The sequence below is a fragment of the Streptococcus mitis genome, assembly GCF_002860865.1.
Lineage (GTDB): Bacteria > Bacillota > Bacilli > Lactobacillales > Streptococcaceae > Streptococcus > Streptococcus mitis_AT.
The window spans coordinates 36,385-55,551 of record NZ_PKIE01000007.1; the positions used below are offsets into that span (position 1 = coordinate 36,385).

Annotated in this window: 21 protein-coding genes; 4 read left to right on the forward strand and 17 right to left on the reverse strand. The window is 37.6% G+C overall.

Annotated features, from left to right (window positions below):
- Window positions 1-17: 17 nt before the first annotated feature.
- The 5 genes from rplI to CYK18_RS09030 form a co-directional block, all read right to left on the reverse strand.
- On the reverse strand, window positions 18-470 hold the full coding sequence (gene rplI, locus CYK18_RS09010) for a 50S ribosomal protein L9 (protein ID WP_000864213.1): 453 nt from the start codon (window positions 468-470) through the stop codon (window positions 18-20).
- Complete coding sequence (locus CYK18_RS09015; protein ID WP_101786219.1) at window positions 467-2,440, reverse strand: DHH family phosphoesterase; 1,974 nt, start codon at window positions 2,438-2,440, stop codon at window positions 467-469. Before CYK18_RS09015 ends, rplI begins: the two co-directional genes overlap by 4 nt.
- A gap of 135 nt (window positions 2,441-2,575) precedes the next feature.
- Window positions 2,576-3,124, reverse strand: a complete 549-nt coding sequence (hpf, locus tag CYK18_RS09020; RefSeq protein WP_000599100.1) for a ribosome hibernation-promoting factor, HPF/YfiA family — start codon at window positions 3,122-3,124, stop codon at window positions 2,576-2,578.
- A gap of 79 nt (window positions 3,125-3,203) precedes the next feature.
- On the reverse strand, window positions 3,204-3,866 hold the full coding sequence (locus CYK18_RS09025; RefSeq protein WP_101786221.1) for a ComF family protein: 663 nt from the start codon (window positions 3,864-3,866) through the stop codon (window positions 3,204-3,206).
- Window positions 3,863-5,161: an ATP-dependent helicase ComFA gene (locus CYK18_RS09030; RefSeq protein ID WP_101786223.1), complete on the reverse strand. Its 1,299-nt coding sequence runs from the start codon at window positions 5,159-5,161 to the stop codon at window positions 3,863-3,865. Before CYK18_RS09030 ends, CYK18_RS09025 begins: the two co-directional genes overlap by 4 nt.
- Window positions 5,162-5,217: 56 nt before the next feature.
- Here CYK18_RS09030 and CYK18_RS09035 point away from each other — a divergent pair, with 56 nt between their 5' ends.
- The 3 genes from CYK18_RS09035 (at window position 5,218) to cysK (ending at window position 7,335) form a co-directional block, all read left to right on the forward strand.
- Window positions 5,218-5,853: a YigZ family protein gene (locus CYK18_RS09035; protein ID WP_101786225.1), complete on the forward strand. Its 636-nt coding sequence runs from the start codon at window positions 5,218-5,220 to the stop codon at window positions 5,851-5,853.
- A 15-nt stretch (window positions 5,854-5,868) separates the two neighbouring features.
- Window positions 5,869-6,312, forward strand: a complete 444-nt coding sequence (locus CYK18_RS09040) for a PH domain-containing protein (protein WP_101786227.1) — start codon at window positions 5,869-5,871, stop codon at window positions 6,310-6,312.
- A gap of 96 nt (window positions 6,313-6,408) precedes the next feature.
- On the forward strand, window positions 6,409-7,335 hold the full coding sequence (gene cysK / locus CYK18_RS09045; RefSeq protein WP_101786229.1) for a cysteine synthase A: 927 nt from the start codon (window positions 6,409-6,411) through the stop codon (window positions 7,333-7,335).
- 121 nt (window positions 7,336-7,456) lie between these two features.
- Here the strand turns inward: cysK and tsf are convergent, their stop codons facing one another.
- The 12 genes from tsf to yfmF form a co-directional block, all read right to left on the reverse strand.
- Window positions 7,457-8,497 carry a translation elongation factor Ts gene (gene tsf / locus CYK18_RS09050; RefSeq protein WP_000808071.1) on the reverse strand — a complete coding sequence of 347 codons (1,041 nt, stop codon included), beginning with the start codon at window positions 8,495-8,497 and terminating at the stop codon, window positions 7,457-7,459.
- Between the two features lie 78 nt (window positions 8,498-8,575).
- Window positions 8,576-9,355 (reverse strand): 30S ribosomal protein S2, encoded by a 780-nt coding sequence (gene rpsB / locus CYK18_RS09055; protein ID WP_000268459.1) that lies wholly within the window; start codon window positions 9,353-9,355, stop codon window positions 8,576-8,578.
- Window positions 9,356-9,579: 224 nt separating this feature from the next.
- Window positions 9,580-10,767, reverse strand: coding sequence for a peptidoglycan hydrolase PcsB (gene pcsB / locus CYK18_RS09060; RefSeq protein ID WP_000727020.1), 1,188 nt, complete (start codon window positions 10,765-10,767; stop codon window positions 9,580-9,582).
- A 94-nt stretch (window positions 10,768-10,861) separates the two neighbouring features.
- On the reverse strand, window positions 10,862-11,356 hold the full coding sequence (mreD, locus tag CYK18_RS09065) for a rod shape-determining protein MreD (protein ID WP_101786231.1): 495 nt from the start codon (window positions 11,354-11,356) through the stop codon (window positions 10,862-10,864).
- Window positions 11,356-12,174 carry a rod shape-determining protein MreC gene (gene mreC / locus CYK18_RS09070; RefSeq protein ID WP_101786233.1) on the reverse strand — a complete coding sequence of 273 codons (819 nt, stop codon included), beginning with the start codon at window positions 12,172-12,174 and terminating at the stop codon, window positions 11,356-11,358. Before mreC ends, mreD begins: the two co-directional genes overlap by 1 nt.
- 59 nt (window positions 12,175-12,233) lie before the next feature.
- Window positions 12,234-13,028, reverse strand: a complete 795-nt coding sequence (locus CYK18_RS09075; protein ID WP_101786235.1) for an energy-coupling factor transporter transmembrane component T family protein — start codon at window positions 13,026-13,028, stop codon at window positions 12,234-12,236.
- The gene (locus CYK18_RS09080; RefSeq protein ID WP_101786237.1) at window positions 13,021-13,860 is read right to left on the reverse strand and encodes an energy-coupling factor transporter ATPase; all 840 of its coding nucleotides are present in this window, start codon (window positions 13,858-13,860) and stop codon (window positions 13,021-13,023) included. The genes CYK18_RS09075 and CYK18_RS09080 overlap by 8 nt, the downstream gene beginning before the upstream one ends.
- Complete coding sequence (locus CYK18_RS09085) at window positions 13,845-14,672, reverse strand: energy-coupling factor ABC transporter ATP-binding protein (protein ID WP_101786239.1); 828 nt, start codon at window positions 14,670-14,672, stop codon at window positions 13,845-13,847. The genes CYK18_RS09080 and CYK18_RS09085 overlap by 16 nt, the downstream gene beginning before the upstream one ends.
- Complete coding sequence (pgsA, locus tag CYK18_RS09090) at window positions 14,669-15,214, reverse strand: CDP-diacylglycerol--glycerol-3-phosphate 3-phosphatidyltransferase (protein WP_020900979.1); 546 nt, start codon at window positions 15,212-15,214, stop codon at window positions 14,669-14,671. Before pgsA ends, CYK18_RS09085 begins: the two co-directional genes overlap by 4 nt.
- 10 nt (window positions 15,215-15,224) lie before the next feature.
- Window positions 15,225-16,067 (reverse strand): cytoskeleton protein RodZ, encoded by an 843-nt coding sequence (gene rodZ / locus CYK18_RS09095; RefSeq protein ID WP_180948040.1) that lies wholly within the window; start codon window positions 16,065-16,067, stop codon window positions 15,225-15,227.
- A gap of 41 nt (window positions 16,068-16,108) precedes the next feature.
- Window positions 16,109-17,392: an EF-P 5-aminopentanol modification-associated protein YfmH gene (gene yfmH / locus CYK18_RS09100; RefSeq protein WP_101786243.1), complete on the reverse strand. Its 1,284-nt coding sequence runs from the start codon at window positions 17,390-17,392 to the stop codon at window positions 16,109-16,111.
- On the reverse strand, window positions 17,389-18,639 hold the full coding sequence (gene yfmF, locus CYK18_RS09105) for an EF-P 5-aminopentanol modification-associated protein YfmF (RefSeq protein WP_101786245.1): 1,251 nt from the start codon (window positions 18,637-18,639) through the stop codon (window positions 17,389-17,391). The genes yfmH and yfmF overlap by 4 nt, the downstream gene beginning before the upstream one ends.
- A gap of 158 nt (window positions 18,640-18,797) precedes the next feature.
- On the opposite strand from yfmF, the gene yaaA reads away from it, so the two are divergent.
- A complete protein-coding gene (gene yaaA / locus CYK18_RS09110; protein ID WP_101786247.1) occupies window positions 18,798-19,166 on the forward strand; it encodes a S4 domain-containing protein YaaA in 369 nt (122 codons plus the stop codon).
- Window position 19,167: the final 1 nt, after the last annotated feature.

The window sequence follows — 19,167 nt, forward strand, 5'->3', positions numbered from 1 at the left end:
GTCAAGAAGGTGTAAATTTATCCTTCTTTCACACGAAGATTGATTACACTTGTGATATCTTGATAGATTTTCACTGGCACATCGATCAAACCAACTGCTCGAATCGGAGCTTGTACTTGGATATGACGTTTATCAATCTTAATTCCAAATTGCTTTTGCAATTCTTCTGCAATCTTCTTATTGGTAATTGAACCAAAAGTACGGCCATCTGGACCAACTTTTTCAACAAATTCTACAATAGTTTCTTCTGCTTCAAGTTGGGCTTTAATTGCTTTTGCTTCTGCAATCATCTCAGCGTGAGCTTTTTCTTCAGATTTTTGTTTACCACGAAGCTCACCTACCGCTTGAGCAGTCGCTTCTTTGGCTAGGTTCTTTTTGATAAGAAAGTTTTGTGCATACCCTGTTGGTACTTCCTTAATTTCGCCTTTTTTACCTTTTCCTTTGACATCTGCTAAAAAGATTACTTTCATTCTTCTTTCTCCTTTTCCTTTATTTCATTTAATACAATTTCTGTCAGTTTTTCACCTGCTTCTGACAAGGTTGAATCCTTAATTTGAGCTGCTGCCAAATTAAAGTGGCCTCCACCTCCCAGCTCTTCCATAATCCGTTGTACATTCAGCTTACTACGACTGCGAGCTGAGATAGAGATAAATCCTTGTGTATTCTTCGCAAGAACAAAACTCGCTTCAATACCTGACATAGCCAACATGGCATCTGCTGCCTTACTAATAACAACCGTATCATAGCATTTCGAGTCCTTAGCCTCTGCTATCAATACATCTGAACCTAATTTACGCCCCTGTAAAATCAGTTCATTGACCTCACGATATTCTTCAAAATCTGTCGCAGCGATTTCTTGGATAGCAATACTATCACTTCCTCTCGTTCTGAGATAGCTAGCAACATCAAATGTCCGACTAGTCACTCGTGAGGTGAAATTTTTAGTATCCAACATCATACCAGCCATTAAAACACTTGCTTGCATACGACTCAAACGATTTTTCTTAGAATTCTGGAACTGAATCAATTCCGTTACCAACTCACTGGCACTACTTGCACCACTTTCGATATAAGTAATAACCGCATTATCTGGAAAATCCTGATCCCGTCTGTGGTGGTCGATAACGATGGTTTGGGTAAATAAATCATAAAAATCTTTTGATAAAGTTAAAGCTGTCTTTGAATGGTCTACAAGAATCAACAAAGAACGATTGGTTACCATCCCCATTGCATCCTTAACAGACAACAACTTCGTAACTCCTTCTTGTTCTAAGAATGAAATAGCACGTTCAATATCCGGAGACATTTGATTTTCATCATAAAGAGCATAACTATTTTCTGTTACATTACTAGCAAATAACTGCATACCTACAGCAGAACCCAAAGCATCCATATCAAGGTTTTTGTGACCAACTACAAAAACCTGATCTACACTTCTAATTTTATCTGAAATAGCTGTCATCATAGCGCGCGTACGTGTCCTTGTACGCTTGATTGACGCCGCAGATCCACCACCAAAATAAACGGGATTTTTCGTTTCGTCATTCTCCTTGACAACCACCTGGTCGCCACCACGCACTTCAGCCAAGTTCAAGTTGAGCAATGCAACTTTCCCTATCTCATCATGATTTCCATCACCATAAGAAAATCCCATACTTAAGGTCAAGGGCAACTGTCTCTGTTTAGACTCTTCTCTGAAAGAATCAATAACAGAAAATTTATCGTTCATCAATCCCTCAAGCACCGTGTAGTCCGTAAATAGATAAAAGCGGTCCATACTCACTCGACGGGAGAACATGGCATGTTTACCAGCAAATTCTGAAACAAAATTGGCTACAAAACTGTTAATATGACTGATATCAGACTCTGATGTTTCATCTTCTAAGTCATCGTAGTTGTCAACAGAAACAACCCCAATCACGGGTCGACTTGTCACTAACTCAACAGTCGCTTCGTATTCTCCAGACACATCAAAGAAATAAAGAACTCCAGACATCTTGTCCATATGAACCGAATAGCGGGTCTCACCCAAGGTAGCATAAGAACCTGGATTTCCTACCGATGCCTTGATAATTGTTTGAATTAATGCCACATCAATCTCGCCCACTTCATTAGTCAAAATCAATTCAGCGTAAGGATTGAACCATTCAACTTCACCTGACGATAAGTCTAGTTTAATAACTCCGACAGGCATCTGTTCTAACAAGGTTGTCAAACTTTCTTCAGCTTGGTGGTTTACATACTGGATTTGTTCTACTTCACTCCTTGAGTAGTAGTCTCTCTGATGGATGAATAGTAAAATATATGAACCCAAAATAAGTAGCAAAAGAAATAACGTTACCAGTGTATTCGTTACAAAAACAAGTTGCACAGATAGCACTCCGAACGCCACTATTCCTAATATTAAGGGGAAAATAGGACTTACATAAAATTTTTTCATTCCAAACCTCTTGGCACCCATTATACCATAATAACCACCAAAAAGCGACTTTTTAAAAGTGTAATCAGTAATTCTATCAATTATAAGAAAAAGGAGGTTTACAATTCAGTAAACCTTCCTTTACACATATTGAAATTAAGATTCTTTAACTTCTAACAGTCCAATCTCGCCATCTTCACGACGATAAATCACATTAGTTGTTTGATCTTCAACATCCACATAGATAAAGAAATCATGTCCCAACAAATCCATCTGTAGAATAGCTTCTTCCAAATCCATTGGTTTTAAATCAATTTGTTTTGAACGAACAACTCTAGACTGGACAACATTTGGATCTTCCACCAAAGCATCTGTAAATAATTGACTAGTTGCTACCTTATTTTTATTTTTACGCTCGATTTTTGTTTTATTTTTACGAATCTGACGTTCAATTTTATCGGTTACAAGGTCAATTGAACCATACATATCTTGAGACACATCTTCTGCACGAAGAGTAATTGATCCAAGTGGAATCGTTACCTCCACTTTAGCAGTTTTTTCACGATACACCTTCAAGTTAACTCGAGCATCCAACTCTTGTTCAGCTTGAAAATACTTTTCGATCTTTTCGAGTTTAGAAACTACATAATCACGAATTGCTTCTGTTACTTCTAGGTTTTCACCACGGATACTATATTTAATCATATGAGTACCTTCTTTCTAAACATTTTTGTTTTTCTGATTTCATTATAACGCTTTCATTTTATTTTTGCAAATTTTTTCCTCATCTTACAAGGGAAAATGTTTTCACATCCTCAGCACCCGCTTCTTCCAGCAGTCTCTTCACACGATTTATAGTTGTTCCAGTAGTATAAATATCATCTATAAGTAGGATTTTTTTAGGAATAGTGACTCCACTTTTAATAAAGAAAGGAAATTCTGTCTCCAAACGCTCTGAACGACTTTTAGAAGAACTAGCTCGCTCTTCTATCTTTTCTAATAAATCCAGATACGCAAAGCCTGCTGCATCAACTAAACCTTCAACCTGGTTAAATCCCCTCTCGAGCAATCTTTCAGGACTTAGGGGAATTACAACAAATTGATACTCTTTGTACTTTTTTAACTCCTCACTTAAAACTGAAGCAAAAACTTTTCTTAAAAGGAAGTCTCCATCAAACTTATACCGACTGAAAAAATCCTTCATAGCTTGATTGTAAGTAAAAATCGCTCTATGACTGACTTCAACTCCTTCTTTACACCAAAATTGACAATCTTGACACTTTGTTGACAATCCTGTTTTCATACAGTTTGGACAGTACTCTTCTCCATTTCTCTCAAAAGTAGAATCACAATCTAAACAAAGACAAGAGGCATCATTCGTCAGAAGTAAGAGACTACTAAAAGTTAAAACAGACTTCATAGTCTGCCCACACAATAAGCACTTCATAGCCCCGTCTCCTTATTCATCTGCTGAATTTCCATAATTGCCTTCTTGATTGAAGCATTTAACCCATCATGGAAAAAAAGCAAATCTCCTGTTGGTCTATCCATGCTTCGTCCAACTCGTCCACCAATCTGAATCAAACTAGACTTGGTAAACATACGATGATTGGCCTCTACTACGAAAACATCCACACAAGGGAAGGTAACTCCACGCTCCAAGATTGTCGTACTGATAAGTATTGTCAGTTCTCTATCTCGAAAAGCTTGTACTTGCTCTAATCGATTTTCTGTGATAGAAGATACAAAGCCAATTTTCTCATTTGGAAATTGCTCCTGTAAGATTTCTTTTAACTGTCCCCCTTTCTTAATTTCTGAAGCAAAAATGAGTAACGGATAACCTGTCTTTCTCTGCTTCTCAATATAAGACTTTAACTTTGGTGACAAACGATTCTTATCTAAGTAGCGATTAAAATCAGATAACCAAACTGGTTTAGGGATAATCAACGGATTCCCGTGAAATCGTCTTGGCAAACTCAATCGTTTTAATTCTCCTATACGAACCTTCCTATCTAACTCCTCGGTCGAAGTCGCTGTTAAAAAGATTCTCAGCCCATTCTCCTTTACACTATTCTTGACAGCATGGTAAAGCGTGGGATTATCAACATAAGGAAAAGCATCTACTTCATCCACTATCAGCAAATCAAAAGCTTGATAAAACTTCAATAACTGATGGGTCGTCGCAACAACTAGTGGTGTTCGAAAATAAGGTTCCGATTCTCCATGTAGGAGGGCTATCTCGCAAGCAAAATCATCTTGCAGGCGCTTATACAGCTCCAAACAAACATCTATGCGAGGACTGGCCAAACACACTGCACCTCCCGCATTAATCACTTTAGCCACTACTTGATAAATCATTTCTGTCTTTCCAGCTCCTGTCACCGCATGTACCAAGGTTGGCTCTTGCTTGTCGACAGCTCGAATTAGTCCCTCTGACACCTTCTCTTGAAAAGGAGTTAATTGACCACGCCATTTAAGAATTTCTTGCTTCGGAAAATTCTCCTGCGGAAAATAGTATAAAGCTTGATCACTCCGAACTCGCTTCATCAGCAAGCATTCCCGACAATAGTAGGCACCAATAGGTAGATACCATTCCTCCAGAATAACACTATCACAACGTTGACAGAAAAGTTTCCCCTTCTCCTTTCTCATTGCTGGAAGTTTCTCCGCCAACTGACGCTCCTCTTCTGTTAATTCATTCTCAGTAAACAAACGACCGAGATAGTTTGGATTTACTTTCATACTTCTTTATTCGTAAAAACCTAGCACTTTAGATGATTTTTTAGTACAATTAAATCATGGAATTTAAAACAATTAAAGAGGACGGACAAGTCCAAGAAGAAATCAAAAAATCCCGCTTTATCTGCCATGCCAAGCGTGTTTATAGCGAAGAAGAGGCTCGTGACTTCATTACCACCATCAAAAAAGAACACTACAAAGCGACGCATAACTGCTCTGCTTTTATTATTGGAGAACGTAGTGAAATCAAACGTACAAGTGATGATGGTGAGCCCAGTGGGACTGCTGGCGTTCCCATGCTTGGGGTACTAGAAAATCACAATCTTACTAACGTCTGTGTGGTCGTAACACGCTACTTTGGTGGCATTAAACTAGGCGCTGGAGGATTGATTCGTGCTTACGCTGGCAGTGTTGCCTTAGCTGTCAAAGAAATTGGCATCATTGAAATAAAGGAACAGGCTGGCATTGATATTCAAATGTCTTACGCTCAGTATCAAGAGTACAGTAACTTCCTTAAGGAATATAATCTCATGGAACTGGATACAAACTTTACAGATCAAGTCGATACGATGATTTATGTTAATAAAGAAGAAAAAGAAACTATTAAAGCTGCACTTGTAGAGTTTTTTAATGGAAAAGTCACTTTAACTGACCAAGGTTTACGAGAAGTTGAAGTCCCTGTAAACCTAGTGTAAACAAAGGATAGAAATATGCCATTTGGAAAGTTCATTCAAGGACTCGCTGGTAACTTTAGCGAGCAAAACAAAGAAACTCTTATCAAAGAATATGGACAATATTTACTAGAAAACGAAGAAATTCAAAGTGGATATAAACTGATTCGCGACTCAATTATATTTACAAATATCCGTATTATCTTTACAGATAAACAAGGTGCTACTGGTCGTAAGATGTCTATTAAATCAATCTTTTTGATGAACATTGTTAACGTTGAAATGGAAACTGCGGGAGCAGGTATAGATGATAGTGAAATTACTATTACTTATTTAGAAAATATCTTTCTAAAAGCACATAATGAACATTTTAGTGTTCACAAATTTGAATTCCCTAAGAAAACAGATATCGTTCCACTTTATACATATTTACTAGAATTAGCCTATCACAATCGCTTAAAAATTAATGGCTTAGACCTATGATATAAAAAAATCCTATCGCTTCGATAGGATTTCTATATTTTACAAATGGTATAGATAGCGTTATACTAGAGATATCTTATACAAAGAGGTATTCATATGTCTATTTATAACAACATTACTGAACTAATCGGTCAAACTCCGATTGTTAAACTCAACAATATTGTGCCAGAAGGGGCTGCAGATGTCTATGTAAAACTTGAAGCATTTAACCCTGGTTCTTCTGTAAAAGACCGTATTGCTCTTAGCATGATTGAAAAAGCTGAACAAGACGGTATTCTGAAACCTGGTTCTACTATTGTTGAAGCAACAAGTGGAAACACTGGTATTGGACTTTCATGGGTAGGGGCTGCTAAAGGGTATAAAGTTGTTATCGTTATGCCTGAAACTATGAGTGTGGAACGACGTAAGATTATCCAAGCTTATGGTGCTGAACTCGTCCTAACTCCTGGTAGCGAGGGAATGAAAGGTGCTATTGCTAAGGCTCAAGAAATCGCTGCTGAACGTGATGGTTTCCTTCCTCTTCAATTTGACAATCCAGCTAATCCAGAAGTACACGAAAGAACAACAGGAGCTGAGATACTAGTTGCTTTCGGTAAAGATGGATTAGATGCCTTTGTTGCTGGAGTTGGTACCGGTGGAACAATTTCTGGTGTTTCTCATGCACTCAAATCAGCAAATTCAAACATTCAAGTTTATGCAGTGGAAGCTGATGAATCCGCCATTCTATCTGGTGAAAAACCTGGTCCTCACAAAATTCAAGGTATCTCAGCTGGATTTATTCCTGATACACTTGATACTAAAGCCTATGATGGTATCGTTCGTGTAACATCAGATGATGCTCTTGCACTCGGACGTGAAATTGGTGGAAAAGAAGGCTTCCTTGTAGGGATTTCCTCAGCTGCAGCTATCTACGGAGCCATCGAGGTTGCCAAAAAATTAGGTACAGGTAAAAAAGTCCTTGCTCTAGCACCAGATAACGGTGAACGTTATCTCTCTACAGCACTCTATGAATTTGAAGTTTAGTCTCCTAAATACAATTGGCCCTTATTATAGGGCTTTTTGTTTTTACCTTGAAAATAGGAAGCTCTCCCTATAGGGATCGACTGCATAGAAAAAAGGAAGCAAATTTACTTCCTTTCTATAATTAGTTATTCAAGGCTGCTGCCATTGTAGCTGCAACTTCAGCTTCAAAGTCGTTTGCAGCTTTCTCGATACCTTCACCAACTTCAAAGCGAGCGAACTCAACTACTGAAGCGTTAACTGATTCAAGGTATGCTTCAACTGTCTTGCTATCATCCATGATGTAAACTTGTGCAAGAAGTGTGTAAGCTTGGTCAACTTTAGTATTGTCAAGCATGAAGCGATCCATTTTACCTGGGATAATTTTGTCCCAGATTTTTTCTGGTTTGCCTTCTGCAGCCAACTCAGCTTTGATGTCAGCTTCAGCTTGGGCGATCACTTCATCAGTCAATTGAGATTTTGAACCATACTTCAAGTGTGGAAGAGCTGGTTTATTAACCATTGCACGGCTTTCGTTGTCTTGGTCGATAACGTGGTTCAATTGTGCCAACTCATCTTTAACGAATTGCTCATCCAATTCTTTGTAAGAAAGAACTGTTGGTTTCATCGCTGCGATGTGCATTGACAATTGTTTAGCAAGTGCTTCGTCTCCACCTTCAACAACTGAAATAACACCGATACGTCCACCGTTATGTTGGTAAGCTCCAAAGTGTTGTGCATCTGTTTTTTCAATCAATGCAAAGCGACGGAATGAGATTTTTTCTCCGATAGTTGCTGTTGCAGATACGTATGCAGCTTCAAGAGTTTCACCTGAAGGCATTGTCAAAGCAAGAGCTTCCTCATTGTTAGCAGGTTTTCCTTCAGCAATAACTTTAGCTGTAGTATTTACCAATTCAACGAATTGAGCGTTTTTCGCAACGAAGTCAGTTTCAGCGTTTACTTCAATAACTGCTGCAACATTACCGTTAACATAAACACCAGTCAAACCTTCTGCAGCAACACGGTCAGCTTTCTTAGCTGCCTTAGCCATACCTTTTTCACGAAGCAATTCAATCGCTTTTTCGATGTCACCGTCTGTTTCTACAAGCGCTTTTTTAGCGTCCATAACACCAGCACCAGATTTTTCACGCAACTCTTTTACAAGTTTAGCTGTAATTTCTGCCATTTTGATTCTCCTATATTTTTTAAAAATAGGAGAGCCGGGCTAAGCCCCGCCCTCCTAGGTAATTACTATTTATATGAATTAAGCGTTGTCGCCTTCTACAACTTCAACGATTTCTTCGATTGAATCTGCTTGAGCTTCTGAAGCTGCAAATTCTGCTTCAACTGCTGCTGCATCTTCACCTTGACGTCCTTCGATGATAGCGTCAGCCAATTTAGCTGTGATCAATTTAACAGCGCGGATAGCGTCATCGTTAGCTGGGATGATTACATCGATATCATCTGGATCAGTGTTTGTGTCAACCATCGCTACAACTGGGATTCCCAATTTCTTAGCTTCTTTAACAGCGATTTGCTCTTTATGTGGGTCAACTACGTACATAACATCTGGGATACGAGGCATATCTTCGATACCACCCAAGAATTTTTCAAGACGTGCACGTTGTTTATTAAGAAGTGCAACTTCTTTCTTAGGAAGAACTTCGAAAGTTCCATCTTCTTCCATACGTTTGATTTCTTTCAAACGAGCGATACGTTTTTGGATTGTTCCCCAGTTTGTAAGAGTTCCACCTAACCAACGGTGGTTGATGAAGTATTGACCTGAACGTACTGCTTCTTCAGCAACTGCATCAGCTGCTTGTTTCTTAGTACCAACGAACAATACAACTGCATCGTTAGCTGCTGCATCACGCATGAAATCGTAAGCTTGGTCAGCGTATTTTACAGTTTGTTGCAAATCGATAACGTGGATTCCGTTACGCTCAGTGAAGATGTACTTAGCCATCTTAGGGTTCCAGCGACGAGTTTGGTGACCAAAGTGTACACCAGCCTCAAGAAGTTGTTTCATTGAAATTACTGCCATGAGTATTTCTCCTTTTTGTTTTTTTCCTCTTCTTGACTTCAACTCGCAAAACGACCCAAAGGCAACTGTTTCACAATTCATCAAGAATGAGTATTATCGTTCACACGACAAGTTTCATTTTACCATACTTTTTCAATATTTTCAAGCTATTTTGATATAATTTTTAATAGGGATTGTCACGGTAAAACATGAAAAAGAGGGCTCTATTCGAGTCCCTCTGTAAATTAATCTGCATAAATATATGTTACAAAACCTGACGATGTAGTTGTCGGATTGAACCACCCACGATGATTTCCAAGCGTGCGATTACCAGCATAATTTGATTCTGACACTTGGATACGTGTTGTTGATTCTACAGCAGTGACTACCGCTACGTGTCCATAGCCACCATCATTCCAACATGCAATCGCACCAACTTGAGGTGTTGAACCTGTACGGAATCCTGCAGCAGCTGCACTTGTAGCCCACTGCGCTCCATTACCCCAATAGTCTCCAGCCCAAGGTGCTAATGTTTTAACTCCCCATGTACATTCTCCAATTGGATAGCTTGAAGCATTTGTACTGTATGTTGGGCGTTGTTTGACTGCCACAGGAGTATATGTTGCTGATTCCGAAGAAGCTACAGCTTGAACCTGTGCTGCAAAAGTCGTATTTCCAGAAGCAACAACTGTTTGTTGTTGACTTACTTGTTTTGCCTTGTAAGCTGCTTCTGCCTCTGCTGCTGCTTTTGCTGCTACTTCTGCTTCTGCTTTTTTCTCTAGCAAACTTGCTTTTTCATCTTCTGCTGTAGCTTTTTCAGCAGCAAGATTTAATTCTGCAGCCTTCAACTCAGCTTGTTTCGTTGTTAAAGCTTGCGCATCATCAGACAATTTCTGTTGATTTGCAATTACTGTATTAATTGCGTCATTGTTTGCCACTTGCTTCTCAGAAATTGCTTTTTTATCTGCTTTTTGTTGTTCCAACATTTTGTTGTTAGCAGATACGATTTCATTCATTGCTGCTACACGTGAAATAGCTTCTGTAATTGATTTTGAGTTTACAATCGTATTGATGTAGCTAGTTGCAGCTCCATTTGTTTGAGCACTACGAGCTTGTTTTTCCAAAGAATCATTGCGAGATACAATGTTTTTAGAAAGTTCTGTAATCTCACTCTCAAGTTTTTTGGATTCTGCTTGTAATCTATCATTTTCAGCTTGCAAGTTAGATTGCTCAGCTTGAATAGCTGATACTTGCTCCTGAATTTGGTCAACTTGTTTTTGAGCTTCTTGTTGTTGCGCTGTTAAGTTACTAATTTTATTATCTTGAGCAGCAATTTTGTCATCAGTCGTTTCTGCATGCGCAGTTGTTAAAACAGCTACTTGAGAAACCATTACTGTACTTAATAAAAGTGACGCTAAGATTTTTTTCTTCATAATTACGTAGATACTCCTTCTTTTAAAGACAATACTAGTATACCAAAAAAAGGCCTAATGAATATTACGCCTTTGTTACATTTTTGTTTCTTTCTCATAGATAATATTTTTCAAAAATAAACTGAAAAATAAGCATCCACACAAGATTTAAAATCATGGATGGTACTAGGCTATAAACGATAAAAATCGGCAGACTATCTACAGTTAAACCTACCACTAATGCAAAGAGATAAGCTCCCATATCAAATAGAAAACTCATAACAATCATAGCCAAGATTCTTGTCCAACGATTCAACAAAATAACACTATTCAATTTATGAAGAAACGCTCCCAATAAGATAAATAAGAGAGTTGCAATCCCTATTAGATGGAAAAAGTAAACATCGTAAACCAAGCCTATCACAAAACAATAGACTAGGTAGAGATACTCTGATACTTCTATCGTCTCAAATAAGAGAAATAGAAAAAGAAAATGACTAGCCAAATGTACATGGGGGAAAAATGAGCCCAGAAACTGGCTAATATGGGCGTCAATTAGAACAAAGAAAGGAAGCAATAAAAACACTCCAACCCGCTTCAACTGTCTCATTATGAATTCCCCACTAATTCTATCACATCCACATTATGAGTATCTGCACTCAACTTAACAGTTACTTCTCGTGTCAAATAATCCGTACTATGCGTTGTGGCAACCACTTCACCAACAGGAATATCCGCAACATTAAAGTTTCCTAATCCACCCGTTGTCACCTTATCGCCTGTACTAATATCGCTATTACTATTTAATTGACTGATTTTAAGAACTTCATTTTCCTTGTCGTAGCCAACAATAATTCCATAAATTGTAGTAGTGCCGTGTTGAATTTTAACAGAAATCTTATCAGCATTTTCCGTATTTGTCAGAAGGTTAACCATAGTAGAGTTCTCCTCTACTTTTGAAACACTCCCAATCAAGCCACCATTTGCAATGGCTAACATGTTCTCAGAAGCCCCTTTTGATTTGCCTGCATCCAGGGTCAACTCCTGTTTCCAAGATACCGGAGAACGCATAATAACATCTGCTGCTAAAGTCTTTGTGGCTTGCAATTTAGACTTCATATCAAGCAATTGGCGCAGTTGTTCATTTTCTGTCTTTAAACTTTCTGCCTCATTTGATTTAACTTCTAACTGGTAAATCTGTTTCTTCAAACTTTCATTTTCATTATATGTTCGTGTCAAATGAGCCAAATCTGATTTGACAGAATCAAACCACCGAAAAGGTTTTTGCACAACCCTATCAACCAATGAGATTCCATCTCCTAATTTCGTCACAATTGCGCTTGAATAAGTCGTCGCTAAGAGAGCTGACACAAGCAGAACAGTAACAAAAACAATAATGACATATTTTGATTTTTTAAAACGGTTCATATCCCTACCTTTATATCAAAAACTGTTACAGTAACTTTTTCATTAATTCCTGAAAGCTACTAAGATTTTAAGAAAAATAAGCAACAACCAAGTACGAGAATAACAAGGATTGCTAGCGTATCTTTTCGAGTCCATTTCAATTGTCGGTATTGACTTCTGCCTTTCCCACCCTGATAACCACGCGCTTCCATAGCGATAGCCAAGGAATCGGCACGTTTTAAACTTGTCGCAAAAAGAGGAATCAAAATAGGAATCATAGCCTTTACTTTTTGAACAATACTTCCTTCTCCAAAATCCACTCCACGCGCTTTCTGCGCATTCATAATCCGCGTCGTATCATCCATCAATGTTGGGACAAAACGTAGACTCATGGACAGCATTAATCCAATTTCATGAACTGGAACTTTCACACGTTTTAAAGGTGCTAACAAAGCTTCGACAGCAGATGCCAAACTTAAGGGCATGGTCGTTAAGGTTAACAAAGTTGAAAAGAAAATAATCAATACAAAGCGACAAAAAATAATTCCAGCTTGTTGCAAAGCATAATCTGTGATTCTCACAAACGAAAACTCAAATAAAACATTCCCATTAGAAATGAAAAACAGTTGAAAAATAGTTGTGAAAGCAATCAAGAAAAACATAGACTTCAAACCCTGAATAAAAAATGAAAGAGATACTCCTGACAAGGCAATAAATATCCCTGTCGCTATAAAAAGAATCAGATTCGTCAAAGGATTATTAGCCCAAAACACAATCAAAATCAGTAGCATCATAGCCAGTAATTTACTACGTGGATCCAATCGGTGAACAATCGAATTCCCTGGGATATAACGCCCCAAAATCATACTATCCATTTAGCGACTCCTTGAACTCATCTATCTTAATCGGTAATCGTTTAAATGACACGCCTCTATCAGCCAATCGTTTACAAAAAGCTGTAATCTTAGGTACTCCCAACTGCACTTCTTCCATAAAAACAACATCTTGAAAGACATCACTCGGTTTGCCACCCTTCACTAAGCGTCCCTTTTCCATTACATAGACTTGATTCGCATATTCAGCAACATCATCCATCAAATGCGTGACTAAGACAATGGTCATCCCTGACTGGTGGAGTTTTTTGAACAAATTCATCAACTCTTTTCTACCTAGAGGATCTAGGCCAGCTGTTGGCTCATCTAAGACCAATATAGCTGGTTCCATGGCAAGTATGCCTGCAATGGCGACACGTCTCATTTGTCCACCTGACAGCTCAAACGGACTGCGATCAAAAAGTGATTCAGCAATTCCAACCAGAGCCAGTTTCTCACGAGCAATCTGCTCCGCATCTTCTTCAGAAACTCCAAAATTTTGCGGTCCAAAAGCAACGTCTTTCAAAACCGTTTCTTCAAAGATCTGATTTTCAGCAAACTGAAATACCAAGCCAACCTGTTTTCTAATTTGACGAATATCTTTATTTTTAGAAGTCGAGGTGATTAAGGTATCAAAAACTCGTACACTCCCTTGACTTGGCACCAATAAACCATTTAAGAGTTGTAAAATAGTTGATTTACCACTACCTGTGTGTCCAACTAAAGCCGTATAAGAACCATCTTCAATCGTTAAAGAAACATCTGACAAAGCTGTTGAAGCTAAGGGAGTCCCCTCTTGATACGTAAAACTCACATTTTCTAGAGCAATTCCCATAGCTTATCCTCTAGCTCACTTTCTGTCAAATAATTTTCAGGCAAATCATAGCCATGCTGGTTCAAAGAATGTTTTAATTGATTGGCAAAAGGATCGTCTAATCCAATTTGATCTAAATCATTTCGTGAGAAAAGCTCCCTTGGACTACTAGTTGATTCAATTGATCCTTTTTTCATGACCAACACACGATCACTCATGGCAACTTCTTCCAAATCATGTGTAATGGAAATGACCGTCATATCATAGTCTTTCCGAATTCCTTTTACTGTCTCAATAAGTTCTCTACGACCTTCAGGATCCAACATACTTGTCGCTTCATCTAGGATTAAAATAGCTGGTCTTAGAGCTACAACACCTGCAATGGCCACACGTTGTTTTTGGCCACCCGATAAACGCGCTGGCTCTCGCTTTTTAAAGTCCAACATGCCAACCAAATCCAGAGCTTCTTCCACTCTCTTTTTCATTTCTTGACGAGAAAGGCCCTGATTTTCCAAACCAAAGGCAACATCATCTTCAACAGTCGCTCCAACAAATTGATTATCTGGATTTTGAAAAACCATACCGATTTGACGACGTATGTTCCAAACATTTTCCTCAGTCAGCCGTTGGCCATCAATTACAATCTCTCCAGATTCTGCTTCCAGTAATCCATCAATTAATCGTACAGTCGTTGATTTACCACTACCATTGTGTCCTACAATCGAAAGCCATTCTCCACGTTTCACGTGAAACGTAATATCCTTCACATCGTAGTATTTCTGATTTTCTTTATAGCGAAAAGAAAGATTTTTTACATCAATTATTGATTTCATTTCGAACCAAATGTCCCTTTAAATACATAGGCACTACCCTTGAAATAGTCATAGCCAGAGTAGATAGTGAAAAATAAGGCTACATAAAGTAGAACTTGACCAATCAAAGTCCAATGTAATAGCAAGAAAATAATGGCAAACATCTGACTGAAAGTTTTAATTTTTCCAGGCATTGCTGCTGCTAAAACTGTTCCACCAGTTTCAACCAATAAAAGCCTTAAACCTGTCACAGCCAACTCTCGACAGATAATCACTGCAACAATCCAAGCCGGAGCCATCCCTAACTCAATCAGCATAATAAAAGCCGACATAACTAGTAGCTTATCCGCCATAGGATCTGCAAATTTACCAAAATTACTGACCACATTCCATTTACGAGCTAAATATCCATCTAAATAATCTGTAATACTGGCAATCGCAAAGATAATAGCTGCTACTATATGACTCTCTATCGAATTTCCTACTGTTAAAATAAAGATAAAAATAGGTATAAAAAGAATTCGACCTATTGTTAAGAGATTTGGAATTTGTTCTTTTTTCATTCGTTTTTCCTTAATTTTTAGTAAAGGTTACAGTGATTTGTCCAGTCTGCGCTGTTAACTTCGATAAATCAACAGTCTGATTATCTACTGTCAAAGTAACACCTTTTACAACACCTAACGTAATGGTTACAGGACTTTTAGTTGCAACTGTTGTTTCCGCACTTTTCTTCTCTGGCGATAAGGTTACACCGCCATCAAGTTCGCTTTCTGAAACGCTGACCCAACTTGTAACATCTGAAACTGCCAATTGCAATTTAACTGTTTCCTTACTTGTCTTATAAGCGATTTCTACATGATTTCCTTCACCCGATACCGTTATAGATGGTTCTGCACTAGAAGAACTGCTAGATGAACTACTACTTGAAGAGTGGGGAACAGAGCTAGTTGAACTTATTGAACTTGTTGATTGAACCACACTGTAGTTAGAAACAGAAGGCCCCTCTGGTTGAGTTTGAATATAGTTCCAAACATAATAGGTCACAAAAATTAAAATCGATAAAGCAAAAAGGATAAAATAAAATAAAGGTAAAAAGGATGTTTTTTTCTTCTTTTTCTTACTTGAACGTCTACGACCTGTCAACTCATCTTCATCAACATCTACTTCCTCATAAGTAATCATACTCCCAGAATCATAAGCATCCAAAACAATTTGATCATCTAACTCAACAGCCCATGCATATTTTTTCAAGAAAGAACGCGTGTAAAAAGGACTTGGAAGTTGATCGAAATCGTCTGCTTCCATTGCTTCCAACATATCTAACTGGATGTCTGTCTTTTTCTGCAATTCATCTAAACTCAATCCCTGATTGATTCTAGCTAATCGTAAAACCTCACCAATTGTTTTTTTCCTCATACTTTTCATCCCTTCTTTCTAGTGTCTATTATGATAGGTTACTACGATGGGAATATTGTAAAATCAACTATATCCCCTTCGTCTATTAAGTGATGCCCTGCTTCAAGGACATCCTCTAAAGTAATTTCCTGTAAAATCTTTGGCAAATCAAAAATTGTCTCACCATGTTCAGAAGCATCATATTGCGTTGCAATAAATTCAAGAGAGTTCATGCTACTAAAAAATTCTCCAAACATCTCTCTTTTGATAATATCTAAATGATCCTCTGTAATATCCAAATCCTTTGTAAAATTACGAATGGCCTTCCTAAACTGATGAGATAAAGCAACTGGCTCTTTCGTATCCATTGTCAACATAACAAAATGAAAACGACTTGTTACTTCAATTTCAAGAGATAAGGAAGCATCTATTTTACCTGATTCATATAACTTTTGAAAACGATCCGAAGTCCAACCAAACATCATTGCAAACAATAATTTTAATAAAATATGATGTCGATAGCAATCCGCTTCAGCAACTTCTCGATTACCTCTAACTCCAATCGCTAGTTTGGGAGAAGATACTTCCATTCTCATACTATCTGTTGGCTTTACATCTTGTAAAAGCAATTTTTCTCTTGCTACTTCCTGAAGATCTGAATCTTTCAGTTCTTTGCTTTCAAAATAGTCCTGTACTTGCTCCACATCAAAATTACCAACTAAAAACAGAGACATATTTACAGGTTTGTAAAATTTTGTAAAATTTTCTTGCAAATTAGTTAGATTGATTTGGGAAATGGACTCCTCAGTTCCAACTATATCAGTTGCTAAAGGTGTACCCGGATACAAATTCGCTAAAGTTGAAAAGAATAAACACGAATCTGGGTCATCTTGATACATTTCTCGTTCTTGCTGAATAATATCCTGCTCTCTTAAAATGGAATCTTCAGTAAAGTGTGCTGATGTTACCAATTCATCAAGTAAGTCTAAATTTTCTAAAAAATGATCCGTTGTTGAAAAAAGATAGCTTGTTTTTGTAAAGCTTGTAAAGGCATTGCTATCTGCACCTAGACTCGTAAAAGCTGACATCAAATCGCTAGCATCTTCTCTCTCAAATAATTTATGTTCAAGAAAATGAGCAATTCCTGCAGGATATTCTTTTACATCTCTGTCAACTTCCGTAACAAGCGTATCTACCGAACCAAACTGGACAGTTACACTCCCGTAAACCTCTTTAAATTCCTTTTTAGGTAGAAGAGCTACTGTCAATCCGTTTGCCAAACGAGTTCGATAAACCATTTCTTTTACAGCTGGATAGTATTTTTCTTCAAAAACAACCTTTGTCATTCTATTCCTTCCATAAAGTAAATTGCTTGTAGCTTCACATTATTAGCTGCTCTACAAATAGCATCTTTGTCAATTTGTTCAAGCTTTTCAATCCAACTTTTAAAGTCTGCTGAAGATTTTCCAAGTAAGGCATTTTGATAAGCACGTTCAATTAATGAACCTTGATTATCTTGAGAAAGCAACAAAGACCGATGAATCATTTCCTTGGTCTGCTCTAACTCAAGATCTGTAAAATAACCTTTTTTTAAATCAAGCAGTTGATTATTCATCATTTTTCGAGCCTGATTCCGATTTTCTCGATCAATACCAGCATACATCCTCAAAAATCCACTAAATAAATCAAGCTGACTTGAAATGGTATAAGCTAATCCAGCGTTTTCACGGACATTTGTAAAGAGCTTAGAATGAGCAAATCCACCCAGTAAACCATTCATTACAATCATGGGTAAATGTTGCTCATCACCATATTCAGCAGAGCAATGATAGCCCAACTCTAAAATAGACTGTCCCAAATTTTTCCGAACCATGCCTTCCTGAAGGATATTGGAATAAGGTTGACAATACTGCACCTTCACATTACCTTCTCGACCTTTAAAACCAAATGATTCTAATACATTTTGAATTTCAACCTCATTAAAATCACCTAAGAAAAAGAAATCTATTCGATCATTGGCCAAAAATTCTTGGAAACAAGAATAAGAACTTTGTGGAGTTTCAGCTAAAATACGATTTCGTAAATCACTATATTTCAATTGGAGACGTTCATCATGAAAAAATAATTTATCTAATTCTTTATGTGCAAAATAAAAAGAATCATCCATATCAGCTGCTAAACTTGCTAGCAATTGCTTTTTCTCAATTTCAAATAAGGCCGAATCAAATCCATTATCAACTACCACGGGTGAGAAAAGAGTTTCTTTTACTAGTTCCAAAACCTGTGAAGTTAACACATTTTTCTTACTTAAAAACTCATCACGAACATAAGTAAATGTCAATTCTACAATGTGACTTTGCCCTCTTCTGAAACAATTGGTTGACATATCTGTACCATATAGACTAGCCAAGTGTCTCCTCAAATTTTGAGAAGTAGGGTACAGCTGGTTAGCAGTCTCTAGCATACTCGCACTCAACATGCGACCTGCAATCGTATCAAGAGATAATGGAGCGGTAAAACGCACGGTGATTTTGTTCGTTTTAAACTTCTTTGATTGGATAAAATGTGTTGAAATTCCATGCACTAACTCCATGATTTACCTCCTTATATACAGACTTCTATTATATCACGAAAACCTGAAATTTTCTTGTTCTCTGTAACAGTTTTGAAATAAAAATCGCTTACATTTCTTCCCGTTTCTATCACTATTTTGAGGAAAATATGGTATAATACCAAAGATTGAGGTGAATTATGGAATACAAATTATTTGAAGAATTTATTACCCTCCAAGCACTACTCAAAGAACTTGGAATTACACATAGCGGAGGAGCTATCAAATCCTTTCTCTCTGAACATTCTGTTTACTTTAATGGGGAATTAGAGAGTCGTCGTGGTAAAAAACTTCGTATTGGCGATAAAGTTGACATCCCTGACATGGACATTGACATCTTGTTGACACAACCTACTTCTGAGGAGCAAGAGGAATATCAAGCTGATAAAGTTGAAAAAGAACGAATAGCTAAACTCGTCAAAGAGATGAATAAGGGAGTAAAAAAAGACAACTCTAAACCTACTTCATCACCAAAAAGCAAACAAGCTCCACGATTCCCTGGTAGATAAT

Excerpts from the sequence above, each read along its gene's own strand:
- rplI (WP_000864213.1), bottom strand. The coding sequence starts at position 470 with ATGAAAGTAATCTTTTTAGCAGATGTCAAAGGAAAAGGTAAAAAAGGC.
- CYK18_RS09015 (WP_101786219.1), bottom strand. The coding sequence starts at position 2,440 with ATGAAAAAATTTTATGTAAGTCCTATTTTCCCCTTAATATTAGGAATA.
- hpf (WP_000599100.1), bottom strand. The coding sequence starts at position 3,124 with ATGATTAAATATAGTATCCGTGGTGAAAACCTAGAAGTAACAGAAGCA.
- CYK18_RS09025 (WP_101786221.1), bottom strand. The coding sequence starts at position 3,866 with ATGAAGTGCTTATTGTGTGGGCAGACTATGAAGTCTGTTTTAACTTTT.
- CYK18_RS09030 (WP_101786223.1), bottom strand. The coding sequence starts at position 5,161 with ATGAAAGTAAATCCAAACTATCTCGGTCGTTTGTTTACTGAGAATGAA.
- CYK18_RS09035 (WP_101786225.1), top strand. The coding sequence starts at position 5,218 with ATGGAATTTAAAACAATTAAAGAGGACGGACAAGTCCAAGAAGAAATC.
- CYK18_RS09040 (WP_101786227.1), top strand. The coding sequence starts at position 5,869 with ATGCCATTTGGAAAGTTCATTCAAGGACTCGCTGGTAACTTTAGCGAG.
- cysK (WP_101786229.1), top strand. The coding sequence starts at position 6,409 with ATGTCTATTTATAACAACATTACTGAACTAATCGGTCAAACTCCGATT.
- tsf (WP_000808071.1), bottom strand. The coding sequence starts at position 8,497 with ATGGCAGAAATTACAGCTAAACTTGTAAAAGAGTTGCGTGAAAAATCT.
- rpsB (WP_000268459.1), bottom strand. The coding sequence starts at position 9,355 with ATGGCAGTAATTTCAATGAAACAACTTCTTGAGGCTGGTGTACACTTT.
- pcsB (WP_000727020.1), bottom strand. The coding sequence starts at position 10,767 with ATGAAGAAAAAAATCTTAGCGTCACTTTTATTAAGTACAGTAATGGTT.
- mreD (WP_101786231.1), bottom strand. The coding sequence starts at position 11,356 with ATGAGACAGTTGAAGCGGGTTGGAGTGTTTTTATTGCTTCCTTTCTTT.
- mreC (WP_101786233.1), bottom strand. The coding sequence starts at position 12,174 with ATGAACCGTTTTAAAAAATCAAAATATGTCATTATTGTTTTTGTTACT.
- CYK18_RS09075 (WP_101786235.1), bottom strand. The coding sequence starts at position 13,028 with ATGGATAGTATGATTTTGGGGCGTTATATCCCAGGGAATTCGATTGTT.
- CYK18_RS09080 (WP_101786237.1), bottom strand. The coding sequence starts at position 13,860 with ATGGGAATTGCTCTAGAAAATGTGAGTTTTACGTATCAAGAGGGGACT.
- CYK18_RS09085 (WP_101786239.1), bottom strand. The coding sequence starts at position 14,672 with ATGAAATCAATAATTGATGTAAAAAATCTTTCTTTTCGCTATAAAGAA.
- pgsA (WP_020900979.1), bottom strand. The coding sequence starts at position 15,214 with ATGAAAAAAGAACAAATTCCAAATCTCTTAACAATAGGTCGAATTCTT.
- rodZ (WP_180948040.1), bottom strand. The coding sequence starts at position 16,067 with ATGAGGAAAAAAACAATTGGTGAGGTTTTACGATTAGCTAGAATCAAT.
- yfmH (WP_101786243.1), bottom strand. The coding sequence starts at position 17,392 with ATGACAAAGGTTGTTTTTGAAGAAAAATACTATCCAGCTGTAAAAGAA.
- yfmF (WP_101786245.1), bottom strand. The coding sequence starts at position 18,639 with ATGGAGTTAGTGCATGGAATTTCAACACATTTTATCCAATCAAAGAAG.
- yaaA (WP_101786247.1), top strand. The coding sequence starts at position 18,798 with ATGGAATACAAATTATTTGAAGAATTTATTACCCTCCAAGCACTACTC.